Origin of the sequence: Flavobacterium limi (assembly GCF_010645075.1) — a bacterium.
GTDB lineage: Bacteria > Bacteroidota > Bacteroidia > Flavobacteriales > Flavobacteriaceae > Flavobacterium > Flavobacterium limi.
This window is the reverse complement of sequence record NZ_JAADZV010000009.1, coordinates 144077-160707: the sequence shown is the minus strand read 5'-3', so window position 1 is coordinate 160707 and position 16631 is coordinate 144077. Positions and strand designations below refer to the sequence as shown.

The 16631-nt window shown below is 35.5% G+C and carries 14 protein-coding genes; 1 reads left to right on the top strand and 13 read right to left on the bottom strand.

Annotated features, from left to right (window positions below):
* Nucleotides 1-19: 19 nt before the first annotated feature.
* From GXM16_RS17900 to GXM16_RS17865, 8 genes are all read right to left on the bottom strand, one after another.
* A complete protein-coding gene (locus GXM16_RS17900; RefSeq protein WP_163395864.1) occupies nt 20-4069 on the bottom strand; it encodes a PAS domain S-box protein in 4050 nt (1349 codons plus the stop codon).
* 35 nt (nt 4070-4104) lie between these two features.
* Nucleotides 4105-4896: a hypothetical protein gene (locus tag GXM16_RS17895; RefSeq protein ID WP_163395863.1), complete on the bottom strand. Its 792-nt coding sequence runs from the start codon at nt 4894-4896 to the stop codon at nt 4105-4107.
* A gap of 119 nt (nt 4897-5015) precedes the next feature.
* Nucleotides 5016-6344, bottom strand: coding sequence for an aldehyde dehydrogenase (locus tag GXM16_RS17890; RefSeq protein ID WP_163395862.1), 1329 nt, complete (start codon nt 6342-6344; stop codon nt 5016-5018).
* A 75-nt stretch (nt 6345-6419) separates the two neighbouring features.
* A complete protein-coding gene (locus GXM16_RS17885) occupies nt 6420-7109 on the bottom strand; it encodes an RluA family pseudouridine synthase (protein ID WP_163395861.1) in 690 nt (229 codons plus the stop codon).
* Nucleotides 7110-7145: 36 nt separating this feature from the next.
* On the bottom strand, nt 7146-7619 hold the full coding sequence (locus GXM16_RS17880; protein WP_163395860.1) for a hypothetical protein: 474 nt from the start codon (nt 7617-7619) through the stop codon (nt 7146-7148).
* A gap of 27 nt (nt 7620-7646) precedes the next feature.
* Nucleotides 7647-8465: a 3-methyl-2-oxobutanoate hydroxymethyltransferase gene (gene panB, locus GXM16_RS17875; RefSeq protein WP_163395859.1), complete on the bottom strand. Its 819-nt coding sequence runs from the start codon at nt 8463-8465 to the stop codon at nt 7647-7649.
* Nucleotides 8466-8516: 51 nt separating this feature from the next.
* The gene (locus tag GXM16_RS17870; protein WP_163395858.1) at nt 8517-9710 is read right to left on the bottom strand and encodes an SH3 domain-containing protein; all 1194 of its coding nucleotides are present in this window, start codon (nt 9708-9710) and stop codon (nt 8517-8519) included.
* A gap of 41 nt (nt 9711-9751) precedes the next feature.
* A complete protein-coding gene (locus GXM16_RS17865; protein ID WP_163395857.1) occupies nt 9752-11179 on the bottom strand; it encodes an L-serine ammonia-lyase in 1428 nt (475 codons plus the stop codon).
* Between the two features lie 299 nt (nt 11180-11478).
* On the opposite strand from GXM16_RS17865, the gene GXM16_RS17860 reads away from it, so the two are divergent.
* Nucleotides 11479-13626 carry a cation:proton antiporter gene (locus tag GXM16_RS17860; RefSeq protein WP_163395856.1) on the top strand — a complete coding sequence of 716 codons (2148 nt, stop codon included), beginning with the start codon at nt 11479-11481 and terminating at the stop codon, nt 13624-13626.
* Nucleotides 13627-13639: 13 nt separating this feature from the next.
* Here the strand turns inward: GXM16_RS17860 and GXM16_RS17855 are convergent, their stop codons facing one another.
* The 5 genes from GXM16_RS17855 to GXM16_RS17835 form a co-directional block, all read right to left on the bottom strand.
* Nucleotides 13640-14329: a 2'-5' RNA ligase family protein gene (locus tag GXM16_RS17855; RefSeq protein ID WP_163395855.1), complete on the bottom strand. Its 690-nt coding sequence runs from the start codon at nt 14327-14329 to the stop codon at nt 13640-13642.
* A gap of 10 nt (nt 14330-14339) precedes the next feature.
* The gene (locus tag GXM16_RS17850) at nt 14340-14711 is read right to left on the bottom strand and encodes an iron chaperone (RefSeq protein WP_163395854.1); all 372 of its coding nucleotides are present in this window, start codon (nt 14709-14711) and stop codon (nt 14340-14342) included.
* A gap of 19 nt (nt 14712-14730) precedes the next feature.
* Nucleotides 14731-15198 (bottom strand): SRPBCC family protein, encoded by a 468-nt coding sequence (locus tag GXM16_RS17845; protein WP_163395853.1) that lies wholly within the window; start codon nt 15196-15198, stop codon nt 14731-14733.
* A gap of 18 nt (nt 15199-15216) precedes the next feature.
* On the bottom strand, nt 15217-15903 hold the full coding sequence (locus GXM16_RS17840; RefSeq protein ID WP_163395852.1) for a DUF2490 domain-containing protein: 687 nt from the start codon (nt 15901-15903) through the stop codon (nt 15217-15219).
* A 95-nt stretch (nt 15904-15998) separates the two neighbouring features.
* The gene (locus GXM16_RS17835; RefSeq protein ID WP_163395851.1) at nt 15999-16580 is read right to left on the bottom strand and encodes an LOG family protein; all 582 of its coding nucleotides are present in this window, start codon (nt 16578-16580) and stop codon (nt 15999-16001) included.
* Between the last annotated feature and the right edge of the window lie 51 nt (nt 16581-16631).

The following is a 16631-nucleotide window of genomic DNA, read 5'->3' as shown; positions in this document are numbered from 1 at the left end:
GGCTAATAAAAACAACGAATTATTTCAGCCATTTGGTTAAGGTTTCTTCTACAGAACCTTTCATGATCGGTTTCGGGATATAATCGTTCATGCCGGAACTGAGGCATTTATTGCGTTCTTCCTTTTCAGTACCTGCCGTCACCGCAATAATAGGGACATCTTGTCCGTTTGGGGAATTCCGTATCGCCGTCGAAGTCTCATAGCCGTTCATGATAGGCATTTGGATGTCCATGAAAATAAGGTCAGGGATAATCGTCTCAAATACTTTTAAGGCTTCATAACCATTTTCACATTCATAGATCGTAGCATTGCTGTATAGGTTTTTGATAATGGTTTTCAGCAGCAGCATATTCACCTTGTTGTCCTCGGCAATCATAAAGGTAAATTTGGCTGTATTTGTAGGACTAGGTGGTTGTGGAGCCGGAGTATTAAAGCTGTTGAAATCGTTCTTATAGTTTTCGTTGCTGTTATGTGCGCTGGTTTTTAAGGTCAGATCAAAATAAAACGTGCTTCCCTTTTCTATTTTGCTCTTAAGCTGCAGGCGGCTTTCCATAAGGGCAAGCAGTTGGTTAGAGATAGTAAGACCAAGTCCGGTACCGCCAAATTTTCGGGTAGTGGAGCTGTCTTCTTGCGAAAAAGCCTTGAAGATTTTCTCCTTGTTTTGTTTTAAAATCCCGATACCGGTATCGATTACAGAAAACCGTATAACGCAGATGTCGTCCTCTTTCTTTTCTAAAACCACCACGTTGACGGTAATAGAACCTTTATGCGTAAATTTGACGGCATTGGATAACAGATTAATTAATATCTGCTTCAGCCGCACAATATCGGTCCAGATGAACTGAGGCACAGCAGGGTCTATATGGAGCTCAAGCTTCAGGTTTTTTTGATTTGATTCATATACAATCAGGTCAAATACCTGACCCACGATCTTATTGATATCGTACAAGTCGATAAACAAATCCAATTTTCCGGCCTCAATTTTCGAAAAATCAAGGATATCGTTGATGATTTCCAGTAAGGAATGGGCAGACTGATTAATCGTGGTCATATATTTCTGCTGGATTTCTTCAAGTTCGGTTTTCATCAGCAGGTCTGTAAAGCCAATAATTCCGTTAAGGGGCGTACGGATTTCATGCGACATATTGGCAAGGAAATCCGACTTCGATTTATTAGCGGCTTCGGCAAGTTGTTTGGCTTTGATAGCATCCTCGGTCTGCTTTTTATTGGTAATATCAAAATAGATGCCGCCGATAAATTCAATTTCATCATTCTTTTTAATAACATCTCCGAACTCTTCAATCCAGATATATTCGCCCGTTTTCCGCTTGATTCGGTAAGTGTTGTGCAGGGCCTTTCCAATTTGGAGGTTTGTAAGCTGGCTGCTGATAACTTCTTTTTTATCATCAGGATGAATGAGCGAGATGAAAGAAAGGTTATGTTCCAGAAATTCTGCTTTTGAATACCCGGTAAGGTTTAAAATTTGGTCATTAAGGAATATTTTCGTCGAAAAAGTGTCAAATTTAGAAAGGTAAACCGTTCCGGGAATATTATTGGCAATCAGTTTAAATTTCTCTTCACTTTCAATAATTTGGGTCTGGTTTCGGTTTCTTTCCAAAGCAGACGAAATGTTGTTTGCAAGGGTTTGAAAAATGTAGATTTCTTCTTCAGACCATTTGTGTTCAGTGTGGCAGTCGTCAAAACCGATAAACCCGCTAAAAACATCCTGCACATACAAAGGCAGGATCAATATCGATTGGATATGATGGGTCAGGAGTAAATTTTTAAAAAAACTGTCTTCCAGTTGTCGCGTCAGGGTATTCAGGATTTTCTTGTTTTGCGCCTTTTCGGTTATTTCTTTTAAATGGTCCTCTGTAAACTTTTGAAGAATAATGCTTTCATCAGGGTTCTCTGCTCTCGACCATTTGTATTTTTGGCTGATGGTATTCGTTTCAAAATCCTTTTCATAATAATAGATATGGTCGGCGTGCGCTACTTTCCCAATGATATTGTAAGTTTCCTGAAACATCTCCTCAGTAGTTTTGCTCAGTAAGAATTTCTCGGTACAAAGGGCTAACGCAGAAAGCAGCTGGCTTTTAAACTCTAGTTTGCGTTCCGCTTTTAGGCGCATCTGCGATGATATGGCAAGCGAGATAACGTCTGCAATAGTCCGGGCATAATTGATGTCTTCATTATCCCATTCTCTTTTTTTTACAGTGCTCTCAAAGCACACTACGCCGGCTAGTTTTCCATTAAAAAAAATAGGGACATCCAGCATAGATTGTATGCTGTTTTTGATAAAATAAGCTTCCTGAAATTCGGAAGTTTCCAGTTTGTTGAATACGTCGCTGGCGTTGATGACAGCCTTGTTTTGTAAGGTTTCAAAATAAATAGGATACGAGGCCTTGTCCAGGATGTCCTTATAATAAACATCAGATTGGTTCTGGCTGTAGAGATTTTTGCAGATGATGGTATCATTATAATACTTCCAGAAACTGATGCGGCTTGCTTTTGAAACAGCGGCCTCCTCGATAATAAAATCAATAACACTGCTTAAGCTGTCATAATGGCTAAAATCTGTAGTTGATAATTTTTTGGTAGAATTGGTATAAGCTTCGATTTTTTCAAGACGGATTCTTTTCTCATTCTCATTGTTTTTCAGCTCGGTAATATCCCTGGCGATACCTGCAAAACCAATAGTTTCGCCCAGATCATTTTTGCGGATGATGACCTTTTGCGAAATCCATATTGCTTCACCGTTTTTCTTTAAGATGGGAAATTCAATTGTATCATAATTAAATTCTTTTTCTTCAAGGTTTTTATAAAAGTCCGCAACTTTTTTGCGATAGGCAGGGTGGATAAAATTAGCATGATGTTTAGAAATGACTTCTTTTTCAGTATAATGTAAAACAGAAAAGGCAAAATCATTTATAAATGTAAAATTCCCTTCGGTATTAATTTCAAAAATGATGTCTGCTGCAGTCTGGATGAGGTTTTTATACTGGTCCTGAAGTTTGATTTGCTCTGTGATATCTTGTCCGATACCAATAAATAAGTCTTCAGAGAAACGCTTGTCTTTCCATTGGATATATTTGTATTCGCCATTTTTACATTTTAATTTCCGGGTATACAAGACATTGTCCTGATAATGGTCTAAAAACCGGTCACCAATAAAATCGGGATCTTCGGTTAAGTTCCAGAAACCCATTCCCATAACATCTTCAGTGGTATAGCCTAGTATTTCTTTAATTGACTCACTGCAGAAAATAAGCTCTCCTTTTTTATTGGAAGCAACCGTTAGCGAACTCCCTTTATGCACAATTTCGTTGGTAAACCTGAAATTGTCCCGGGTGTTTAAAAAAATAGCATATTTGACCTGATTGATGACAAAAATGACCAGGGAAAAGGTAAGAAGTAAAATGGAAGATTTCACTGCAATAAAATCAAAAGCCAGATTGATGATCAGAAAAACAAATACTGCTGCTGCAAAGTACCAGTAAATTTGGATAGGTCTGAGGACGCTGTATGAAAAATAAAAGGTAATTAAAAAAGCAATAATAGGCACAATGTCATTAGGATGAATAATGATATTTCGGGCAATATGGGAGGTAAATAATAAAAATATGAAAATAAAAACCACCGAAATGTTATATCTTAGATATTCGATTTTGAGCGTTAAAAAATAAAACAATAAGATCGAGCCCCCAATAGATAAATTGACATACAAGAGGCTTTCTGGGCGTATTTGAAAAATTTCATTAATGATTTCGATTACGATAATAGTAATACTGAAAAACAAAAGATAAAGCTGGTATTCTTTATGGGAAACCTCTTTTTCCTTTTTTTTTTCAATGAAGGAACCAATTTTGGTTTTGATATTGAAAAACTGATAAACCAGAAATCCCATAAAGGCAATCAGGCATAGCTCCAGCATGATTAGTTTGGGAGTATTGTAGAAGATAAGATTGGATTTAAAAACAAAACAATTGATCCAGAATGATTTCGGGGCAGTGCCAAAAATGGGAAGCCCTGAAATCAAAAAGTTTGAAAAACTATAGCTGAATAGCATAGAATTTGGATATTGGTTGTTTTAAAAAAAGTATTTTATTCCGGATCTGGCTGGCCAATAGAGTCGATTGAATCAGGGGTGTCAATCTCCAGTATAGCGCTGTAGATAGCATATTTTACAGAATAAGTTATAGGAATGGTAAATACAACTCCAATACAGCAGCCAATAAAGCCAATAACAGAACCAATTCCTGCCACTATAAATAACAGGGCTATAACAAGGGGCTGTTTGCTGACAATTACAATACTTGATTTAATAGCATCTGTCGTATTTAAGTTTCCAAAAACAATAAGCGGAACGGACATGGAAGTAAACAGTGAAATAAGTATGGCAATAATACTATCGATAAATGTAATTCCAATGAGATTGAAAGCCACAGAAATACCTCCGCTGATGAGTCCAATCAATAAAGCGGTGACAAAAAGGCGCGAAAAATAAGGAGCTTTGTAATAAGTGAAAACAGTGGAGAAATTAAACATTTCATCTTTGTCGGCACTGTCCGCCATTTTTAAAAAACCTGCTGTAAAAGGAGTCATAAGCGCAGTTACAAAAGTGATGATAAGTGTATAGATGAGTAGGGTTGTACCTTCTGGCTGATTTTGCTGTAAACCCTCAAAAAATTCTTTGTTGAAGTGCTCAGCGCCGTATAAGGCAACTAATACCCCGCCTCCAAGGAAAAAGCAAAGTATGGAAATGACTAATAGAATAAGCCCTGCATAAACGGCAATCTTTTTATAATTTTCAAAAGCATGATTAAAAACATCCGAAAAATCTAAAGAGTATCCTTTATTTTTTATGTCTTCGATTTGATCAAGAGTAGATTTCATATTTAGTAGAATTGTTTTATACTTTAGTATTTAAGTGTACTATTCAAACGTAAATATAGTATTTTTAATCAATTTCATTTCATAATATAAGATAATAGTAAAGGCGTCGTTTTGCTCTGTTACATCCAGTCTAATACCCTTTTGATGGCTTTTAATTTATTCTGATATGGGGCATAACGCATGGGAAGATCTAACCAGTTGCCTTTTTTTACAATAGCCTTATGATGGGAGAAAATATCAAAACTTAGTTTCCCGTGGTAAGCTCCCATTCCGCTGTGGCCTACACCTCCAAAAGGCAGTCGTTTATTCGTGAAATGGGCTACTGTATCATTGATACAACCGCCTCCAAAAGAATAACGTGTAATCATTTTTTTAGCAAAAGAATCATTATCGCTAAAAACATAAAGTGCCAGGGGCTTTTCATATTTGTTGATGACAACATCAATATCATTTTCTGATTCATAAATTAAAATCGGCAGGATCGGGCCAAAAATTTCTTCTTTCATTACCGGACTTTCTAATCCAGGTTCGTCAATCAGAGTAGGGGAAATGTAAAAATCGCTGGCATCGGATTCTCCTCCAAAAATCACTTTTTCAGAAGCAATCATACCCGTTAGGCGTACCCAGTTTTTACTGTTGATAATACGGGCGTAATCAGGGGAATTTTTTATCTTTTTACCATAAGCCAGAATGATTTCTTCAATAAGGTAAGTAATAAATTTAATCTTCATATCTTTTTGGACCAGAATGTAATCAGGAGCAATACAGGTTTGACCCGCATTGATAAATTTTCCCCAGACAATGCGTTTGGCGGCCAGTTTTAAATTGGCGGTCTGATCTATGATGCATGGATTTTTGCCTCCTAATTCTAAAGTTATGGGTGTGAGATGTTCAGCCGCAGCTCTGGCTATAATTTTGCCAACCAAAACACTTCCGGTAAAGAAAATATAATCCCATCGTTTGGCCAGCAGCTTATCAGAGGCTTCAATGCCGCCCTGAACAACTTCTGCATGATTGATGTGAAATGATTTTTCGATGATTTTGGCAATAATGGCAGAAGTATTGGGAGTAAGCTCTGAGGGTTTTAAAACAACTTTATTTCCTGCAGCAACTGCAGAAATTAAAGGGCATAAAGCCAGTTGAAAAGGATAATTCCAGGGAGCAATAACCAAAACTTCTCCATAAGGCTCTTTATAAATAAAATCTGTAGAAGGAAAATTGAGCAGGGAAGGGAAAACGCGGGTAGGTTTAACCCATTTATCTATATTTTTGATTGTGCTTTTTAATTCTGAAATAACATAATTGGTTTCTGTTAAAACAGCTTCAAACTCAGGTTTTTTAAAGTCATCGTACAAGGCTTTTACAATTAAATCCTCATTTTTCTGAATATTAAAAAGTAATTTTTTAAGCGTTTCTTTTCGGTACTTTATATCGTTTTTATAGTCCATTTTAGTGAAAACTTAAATTTTGGCTATGCAAGTTAACGGATATAAATTGAAAATCTGACAATTAAATCATAAAAATCATACAGCATTCCAGATTGTTTCATCTGGGATTGGGGCTGTTATGATGATGTTTTCTTTTGAAACAGGGTGAATAAAAACTAACTTTCGTGCATGCAGGTGGATGCCTCCGTCAGGATTGCTTCGGTCTGCACCATATTTCAAATCTCCTTTTATGGGAGAACCAATGGCTGACAACTGGGCACGAATTTGATGATGCCTGCCGGTATGAAGATTAATTTCAAGGGCAGTGTAATTTTGAAGCTCTTTAATAATGGTATAATCCAGACTGGCCAGTTTGCTGTCCGGAACTTCTTTTAAATGGGCTTTTGAGGTGTTATTCTTTTCTTTTCGTTTTAAATAATGAACCAGTTTGGCTGAAGCTTCTTTTGGTTTATTTTTTACTACAGCCCAATATGTCTTTTTAGTTTCACGATTGCTGAATAATTCGTTCATCCGTGTCAATGCTTTACTCGTTCTGGCAAAAACAACAATTCCGGTTGTGGGACGATCCAGACGATGAATAACGCCCAAAAAAACTTCACCGGGTTTATTGTACTTATCCTTAATGTACTCTTTTACAACATCAGATAAAGGTTTGTCGCCTGTTTTATCACCCTGTACGATATCGCCCACACGTTTATTGACCACAATAATATGGTTGTCTTCATGCAGGATTTGCAGATTATTTTTGTTGGAAACTATTTTCAAAATGATTTAAAATTGTAATTACTTTTTACTTTAGCTTTAATAGTTTTCTGAAATTGAAATCCGGGTTACATTATTAAGGTGGATTGAAATTTTAGTTTCTAATTCTGAAATACAGATTAATTCATTGTTTACAATTTCAGCTTTTAGTATCGGATTAGAAAAGGTAAAAAAGATAGCCCATTTTAATTGATTGTCCCTATCTGTTGAAGCAACAAATCCCTCATTTCCCATACTTCCGTCACCAAATACTATTTTTTCATTTCCATGAGTAATTGAGCCATTAAAGATATCGACTTTTGTCCAGATGTCATCTGAGTAGTTTTCTAAACTCTCAATAGTGGTGTCACATAAGGGAAACCAGTATTGTTTATTTTCGAGTGTATTATAATCAATTGTTTTATAAGTGTTGGCAATGATAATTTTTCCATCTTCAAAAACGATACAGTCAATGCCGGGTAAAAATCCTTTTTCCCACTTATCTTGTATGTAATTGACCGTTTTATTCATCACAACAAATCATCAAATTTATTATCTAAACTAATATTGCTCCCTCTCATTAGGAAAATCTTTCGATTTCACATCAGCGGCATACTGACCGATTGCCTTTGTCATTTCTTCATATAAATTCAGATAACGGCGAAGAAAACGCGGACTGAATTCATTGTTCATTCCCAGCATATCATGAATAACCAAAACCTGCCCGTCTACGCCGCCTCCGGCTCCAATTCCGATTACAGGGATTGCAATACTTTTGGCTACTTTTTCGGCTAAATCAGCTGGTATTTTTTCTAATACTACAGCGAAACAGCCAACTTTTTCAAGCATTTTGGCATCTTCAATAAGTTTTTCGGCTTCTTCATCTTCCTTGGCGCGAACGCTGTAAGTTCCAAATTTATAAATAGACTGAGGGGTTAAACCTAAATGTCCCATTACAGGGATTCCTGCGTTTAATATTTTCCGTATTGATTCTTTAATTTCTTTTCCGCCTTCCAGTTTCACAGCATGTCCGCCGCTTTCTTTCATGATTCTGATAGCAGAACGCAAAGCTTCTTTAGGATCAGACTGGTAACTTCCAAAAGGCAAATCTACCACAACAAGACCTCTTTCGACAGCTCTGACAACCGATGAAGCATGGTAAATCATTTGATCTAAAGTAATAGGCAAAGTAGTTTCGTGACCGGCCATTACATTAGAAGCCGAATCTCCAACCAAAATCACATCAACACCTGCTGTGTCAACAATTTTCGCCATCGTATAATCGTAAGCGGTAAGCATAGAGATTTTTTCTCCGTGGCTTTTCATTTCAATCAACGACTTTGTGGTGATTCTTTTATAATCTTTTTTTGCTACTGACATTTTTTGTTTTTTTTGAGAATGTAAAAGTATTGAATAAATAATAGACTGAAATCAGCAATCAAATAATATTTCGACAGAAAACAGTTTCCCGTCTTTAAATATGATTCTGAGCAGACTGTATTCCATAAAGATGGAATAGGTATGAGGAGACTTAATGGAAGCTTCCAGATACGTGCCATATTTTTCAATGAAAGCTTTTTCAGACAGCTTATAATCTAAAATAACATTCGGATTGAATATGAGTTTGTTGTTTTCATTGATAAAAACTTTAACTATTTCTGCCTTGTTTTGTTTTTCATCTACAGAAACTTCTAAATCCGGATAATAGTAGAATAAATCACTCAGGTAAACACCGCATTCATCTCCGATACTGGCTTTTTTAATAGGGCTCCCAAAGATTTTTACCAATTCTTTTTGAGTGAAAAATAATGATTTTGTACTGTTTCCTTTTAAAACAAATTCGGCTTTTTTAGTGAAAGCTGCAATTTGTTCAGGAGATTTTCGGTTAGCCAGACCTTTTGCCAGAGCCATATTTAATTCGGTATCAGCAATCAATTTTGGGTCGTTTAACTGTTTAACAACCTCATAATATCTTTGATAAGCCGGCATTAATTTAGAATAATTGGTATTCCATGCCAGTTCTACGATTCTTTCGCTAAGTGTTTTGCGTTCGGTAATATTGTTGGTATTAAGTTTGTCAAAATCGTTGAGTAAAATATCAAAATCAGGTCTTGGGCCAAGGAACTTTCGTAAAGTATATTTTGCATATTCTTCTGTAAAACTGCCATTGAGATTTACCCATTCATCAGGATTTTTAGGTACATAATTAACAGCAACAGGGTCTCCTGCAAAAAGGATTTCTTTAGTCTTTGAATTTTTATCAGGCAAAGCCCTTGCTTTTAAACCAGCCACAAGAACAAAAAGATGATTTCCTCCATAATAATAATCTCCCCCTTCTAAAATGGGGTTTTCAGCGTCTTTGATTTTGAGATCTTTCGCATTCAGTCTGGTTGCTACAAATTTTTTCTCTACATAGCCTTCGTTAAAATTGTCTGCCTGAACTTTATACCAGCCATTTTCAGCTCCGGATAATAAGCGAACTTCAGCACCATATTTAAAATATCCTAAATATGAGGAAGAATTAGGGGAAATATAAAGTCTGGTGTCTGAATTTAAAAAATAACGTTCTTGTGAATGAATTAGGATAGAAAAAAATATCGCAATGATGAAGTAAGTTTTTTTCATAAAGTTAACAGGATTGTCTTTGGATGTAATTCTTTTTAAATCTAGCAATCTGACATATTTACTGCTACAGCCAAACCCCCTTCTGATGTTTCTTTGTATTTCGAATTCATATCTTTTGCCGTTTGCCACATGGTATTGATTACTTTATCTAATGGGACTTTTGCATTTTTAGAATCGGTTTCAAGGGCCAGCTCGGCAGCGTTGATGGCTTTTATGGCACCCATTGTATTTCTTTCGATACACGGAATCTGAACCAGACCGCCAATTGGGTCACAGGTTAAGCCCAAATGATGTTCCATGGCAATTTCGGCAGCCATTAAAACCTGGGCAGGAGTACCGCCCATTAATTCGCAAAGTGCCGCCGCAGCCATCGATGATGAAACGCCAATCTCGGCCTGACAGCCTCCCATTGCTGCTGAAATTGTAGATCCTTGTTTAAATAAACTTCCTATTTCACCTGCTACCATCAAAAACTGTTTGATTTCTTTTTCGCCGGCTTTATGGTTTTCGATTACCAGATAATACATTAAAACTGCAGGAATTACACCTGCACTTCCATTTGTAGGTGCAGTTACGACACGGCCTAAAGATGCATTTACTTCATTCACTGCAAGTGCAAAACAGCTTACCCATTTTAAGATTTGACGAAACTTCACTTCGGTTTTTCTGATTTCTTCGAGCCAGGACTGCGGATTATTGTAGTTTGACAAGCCAATTAAATTCTGGTGCATGTCGAAAGCTCTTCGGCGTACATTTAATCCACCGGGTAAAATACCTTCTGAGTGACAACCAATATACATGCATTCCAGCATTGTGTTCCAGATTCTCATTAATTCTGAATGAATTTCTTCTTCAGTACGCATTGACTTTTCATTCTCATAAACAATCTCTGAAATGTTTTTGTTTTCTTCAATAGCATATTTCAATAAATCATCGCCATTGTCAATCATAAAAGGGAAAGCACATTTTATGGCCATGTTATTTTGGGCATTGGTCCGCTCTTCTTTAACGACAAATCCGCCTCCTATGGAATAAAAAGTAGATTCGTATTGAGAATCATCTTTTTTATAAGCCGTAAATTTTAATCCGTTGGCATGGAAGGGAAGGAAGTCTTTATTGAAAACAATGTCCTGAAGAAAGTAAAACGGAATGGTAAGCTGATTGCCTAAAACAATCTCGTTTTTGGTTTCAATTGTTTTGATAATTCCCGAAATATTTTCAATGGGAATATATTCCGGATCCTGTCCGCTGAGCCCCAGCATAACAGCCAGATCTGTAGCATGACCTTTGCCTGTTAACGAAAGCGATCCGTAAAGATCAACCTTAACTCTGTTAATCTGCTCTAAAATTGACAGTTCTCTCAGTTCTTTTAAAAAGCGCTCAGCAGCACGCCATGGCCCGAGTGTATGGGAACTCGATGGGCCAACACCAATTTTAAGCATGTCGAAAACAGAGATACATTCTTCCATTGTTCAGTTTTTGTTTAAACAAAGATAATTGAATAATGCAATGAATTGTCTTTTTTATTTGTTAATGTTGAGGTTTTGTTAAAAAATATATTAAATAATAATAATTCATCAATAAAATAAATTTAATTGTTTAAAATAGGACTTTAATAAAAAGTTCAGCCCTTTTTAGGTACTTTTGTAAAGAGGCTTTCTCTGAAAAACTGGCTTTTTAGTTTTTTAATAATTGAAATAAACAGCAATTTTGAGTATTTGGTTTGAATTAAGAATTAGAAAAAGATACTCAACAGCTAAATTACACTATGATAGAATTTTTCAGGCATTTTATACAAGAATTTGAACTACCGCTTAGCAATCCCGTATTAATTTTTTCGTTGATACTTTTTATAATTTTATTAAGTCCTATTTTACTTAAAAAAATTAATATTCCGGGAATTATTGGTTTGATCATTTCGGGTGTAATTATTGGACCGCACGGACTTAATATTTTAGCAAAAAACTCTGCGGTAGATTTATTTTCTACTATCGGATTACTTTACATTATGTTTATTGCTGGTCTGGAACTTGATATGAATGAGTTTAAGGCCAACCGTAATAAGAGTTTATTATTCGGTTTTTTTACTTTTATCTTTCCGCTGACCATTGGCTTTCCTGTTTGTTATTATTTACTGCAGTACGATTTCAACGCCAGTTTTTTAACAGCAAGTATGTTTGCAACACACACATTAGTAGCGTATCCAATTGTAAGTAAATTAGGAATAGCAAAAAATCAGGCGGTTGCGATAACCGTTGGAGGAACTATTCTGACTGATACAGCAGTTTTGATTATTCTGGCCGTCATTATGGGAAGCAGTGAAGGAAATCTTAATCAGGCTTTCTGGATAAAATTAACTATTTCCCTGGCTATTTTTTCAGCAATAATGTTTTTGCTGATTCCAAGAGTGGCAAAATGGTTCTTTAAAAAACTGGAAAGTGAAAAACATGCCCATTATATTTTTGTCCTTTCAGTGGTTTTCTTTGCAGCATTTTTGGCAGAAGTAGCAGGAGTAGAGCCTATTATTGGTGCTTTCGTTGCAGGCTTGGCTTTAAATCCTTTGATTCCGCACTCATCTGCTTTAATGAACAGGATTGAATTCATTGGAAATGCTTTGTTTATTCCTTTTTTCCTGATCTCTGTGGGAATGCTTGTTGATATCAGTGTGATTTTAAGCGGACCAACAGCCCTGATTGTTGCAGGAACTTTGAGCATTGTGGCTATTTTTGGAAAATGGATTGCAGCATTTTTTGCCCAGATTGCTTTTAAATATACCAGAACTGAAAGACAATTAATTTTCGGATTAAGCAGTGCACATGCTGCAGCAACCCTGGCCGTAATTCTGGTTGGATTTAAAGCAAATATTCTGGATGAGAATATATTAAACGGAACTATCATTTTGATATTGATTACGTGTATCATAGCGTCTTTTGCTACCGAAAAAGCCGCTAAAAAGATTGCTATTTGTGAAGAGGAAGTTTCTCCTCAGGATGCCAGTAAAGATCAGATTTTAGATGAACATATTTTGATTCCATTAGCAAAAACATCTGCTACAGAACCTCTTTTGGATTTTGCACTTTTGATAAAAGACAAAAAATCAGCTAATCCGGTTACGTTACTTACAATAGTACCTAATAATGATCAGGCAGAAATTAATATTTTAAAATATAAAAAAGCAGTGGATAAGTTTGTTATCCAGGGATCAGCTTCTGAAATAAAAATTAATACAATTGCCAGAATTGACCACAATCCGGCTAGTGGAATTGCTAGAACTTCCAAAGAAATCATGTCAGATATTGTGATTATTGGATGGCCAAGAAAAACGGGGTTCCTTGATAAAATTTTTGGGGAGAATGTTGATTCTATCATTAACAACGTAGATAAAAACCTCTTTATTTGCAGATTTCAAAAACCATTCGTTGAAGAGAGGAGACTGGTTTTTATTTGTCCTCCTTTTTCTGAAAGAGGAATCGGGTTTCCGCCACTTATCCAGAAGATCTGCAGGTTATCACAGGAATTGAGTACGCAGATTGTTATTTATGGCGAATATAAAACGCATCAGGCAATTCAGCAAATAGCCAATAATCTCAAACTTAATTCAAAATTAGGTTTTAAAAGTATCCTGGATTGGGATGATTTTGAAGCCATTTCAGATGAAATTAAGCCCACAGATTTAATCGTGTTTAATTTATCCAGAAAAGGTTCTGTTTCATACCAGTCTATCTTTGATAAATTGCCTCAGAAATTTGAGAAATCTTTTAGCGAAAATAATTTGATATTAGTTTACCCTCAGGATGAAAGAAAAGAGAGTGCGATGGATGCTTATGAAGACTTTACGGCAACACCATTAACAAAAAGTATTGAAGCTATTGAACAGATAAGTAAAGGTTTGGGTAATATTTTGAAGAAGGGTTAAGGTTGTGAATAAATTAAAAGTGCTTTAAATAAAAATCACACAACTTAACTGTATTCTTTTCACGCTGATACCAGTCATTATAAACCAATTCAATTTTATCAACCGTGAATTTTCCAAAATCATGGTTTCTGAATTTTCCAGTGATTTCAATTAGTTTCTTTGGGTTTTCTATTTTTTTTTGAAAACGCATCACGGTAGAATGTGCAGTCGTAATACTATAACGGCTATCGATACTCTGATTTAAAGAAGATTTTTTGAAATTATCCCGAAGCCGGTCTCTCAGAATATTCAATGACTCATCAGATGGAAACCCCTGAATCATTATGGCTGAAGGTGATAGAGTAACTCCCCGATAATTAATCTCGATTTGGTTTACATCTACCAGACTTTTTTCGATAATTTCAACATATTCAGACATTGAAAATTTATCTAATGTAAAACCATCGTGACATGAAATAATTGATAAAACTGTTATATGAATATCAGAATCCGGGTAATAGTATTGCTCTGGTCCTGTCTTTTTTAATTCTTTCAGGAAGGCCTGTATATTCGTTTTTATTTCTTCACTGGGCCGCACAAGTAAAGTAATGCCAAATCTATTATCTGAATCATCATTAAGTTTAGTATCTATTGCGTAATTTTCAGATAAGATCAGTTCTGATGATGTATTGAAAAGCTCATTATAATGTTCAGATAAATTCATATTTGATTATTTATTTTACTTTTTCAAGATTTTCCTGTACTCGGAATTTGACAATTTTGGTAATTAAATCAAAAGGTATCGGCAATTTAAGAGGAAATTGTACGGAACCTTTGCCTGATTTATATTTTGAAAGTTCTTCCCTGAATTTTTCATGACCGGTTGGCAATGCATAAAGCCCAATATGATTTTTATATGCTGCAAAGTAAACCACTATTCCGTTTTGTTCAAAAGCAGGCATCGAATAACTGATTTTTTCTTTGGCATCAGGCGCTGCTTCCTGAATCGTCATTCTTACTTTTTCTAATATTTCCTGAACATCGTTTGGAAAACCACCAATATATTCATCAATATTTGCAGGTTTAGGAGTAGGAATAGTTGCCATGAATCTTTATTTTAGAAGGTTAACTAAGACCTTTTGGAAATCTGTCTAACACTAAATTCAACTGAATCTGATGTTCTAAAAAAGCTTTTGCTCCGGCCAAAACCAGTGTAAAACCTTCGGTAGAATTCCGAACTTCAGAAAGTATTTTGTCTGCATCGCCTTTAAAATTAGAATTGGTAATGCTTACAAAAGTTTCTTTTTCATCCAAAGAGCTGAAAACCCATTCTACAATAGTTTCTTCTCCGCTGTTTCCCCATTTAATAACAATTCGTTTGTCTGCTTCAATTACTTTGGTTAAAACAGTAAGAGAAAAACCGTAGATTTCCCAGGTCCATTCAGCCGATTTTCCTTCTTCTAATTTCCCGGATCCTTTAGTAAACCAAAAATTGCGGGTAATTTCAGGATTTATGAAAGCCTCAAAAACTTCTGAAACGGGTTTTCTGATCAGCATTTCGGCTTTTGCAAAATTATTATTTACTGTTGCCATATCTACAGATTTGAAAGATTATTTGCTGCTGTTAAAAGGGATATTGTTGTAAATTACAATCTGAAATTGGTTTCGGCCCGTTTTTTCCTGAATCTGTCGCATAAAACCGGCTTCAACCCTGAAATTTTTATTAATCACATAGCCCAATGCGCCATAGACACGGTCTCTGTCAAAAGCAGGTGATTCAGCATTTATAAAAATTTCATTATAAGCTGAAAAATAAAAGGCATTGTCTTCCATTTTTGGTTTGTTTAACGGAACATTCAAAGCCAGAAAATATCGAAAACGCATTTGAAAATCATCTTTTAAAAAGCGTTCCTCTACACGATAACGGTGCTGTAAATAAAACCTCCCAAAATTTTGACGTGTTATAAACTGCTGAAAAATCCGGTGTTCATTATTGTCTGCCTTATCATCTGTTCCGGGGATATAATTCTGTGAATTAATAAAACCGTAACCTAATAAAATATTATTGTTGTTTTCAGTAAGATTGTATCCAATTCCTGTTCTTAGCAATAACTGTTGAGTGTCTCCTGCAAAATTATAGTTACGGTACTGTACTTCGTTATGCCAGTTCCATTTTTTATTGATGGCCTGATTTCCAAAATAAATAAACCAGTTTCCGGTATCAGTATCCTGAGCGTTTGTGAAATTTACAGATAAAATAAGGGCAAATAAAAGGTAATGGGCTTTTAAATATTTCATTTTAGATAACGGATTTTCAGTTTTTTGGACCCACAAGATAAGAAAGTTATTCCGGAAATTGTGTTAAAAACAAAAAATCAGACTGTCAAAAAAGATTAAACTTCTCCTTTCTCAATCCATTTTCCAACCGTTGGAGCTTCGTAATTCTTCATTTTCTCGAGTAAATCATCAATGTTATCACTTACTAAAAGCATTTGCTGGTTAACCTCTTTCAATAAACCTTTGCTGACCATGGTTTCAGTTAATTGGATAAGCGAATCATAAAAACCATTAATATTCAAAATTGCGATTGGTTTTTTATGCAGTCCTAACTGAGCCCAGGTAATCATTTCAAAAAGTTCTTCCAGTGTTCCGAAACCACCGGGAAGCGCAATAACACCATCGCATAAATCGTTCATTTTGGTTTTTCTTTCGTGCATGCTTTCTACCAGAATAAGTTCTGTTAAGCCCAAATGTGCAATTTCTTTTGATCTTAAAAAATTAGGCAAAACGCCAATTGCTTTTCCGCCATTATTTAAAACACCATCAGCAACAGCGCCCATTAGACCTACATTGGCTCCGCCATAGATCAACTCAATATTTTGTTTTGCAAATGTTTCTCCAAGTAAGCTTGCCTGTTCTTTGTAAATTTCTTCAGTACCAAAACTGGATCCGCAAAAGACTGTTATTCTTTTCATTATTTTTATTAAGGGATTAGATTATGCAAAAATTACTAGTGACTAATTACT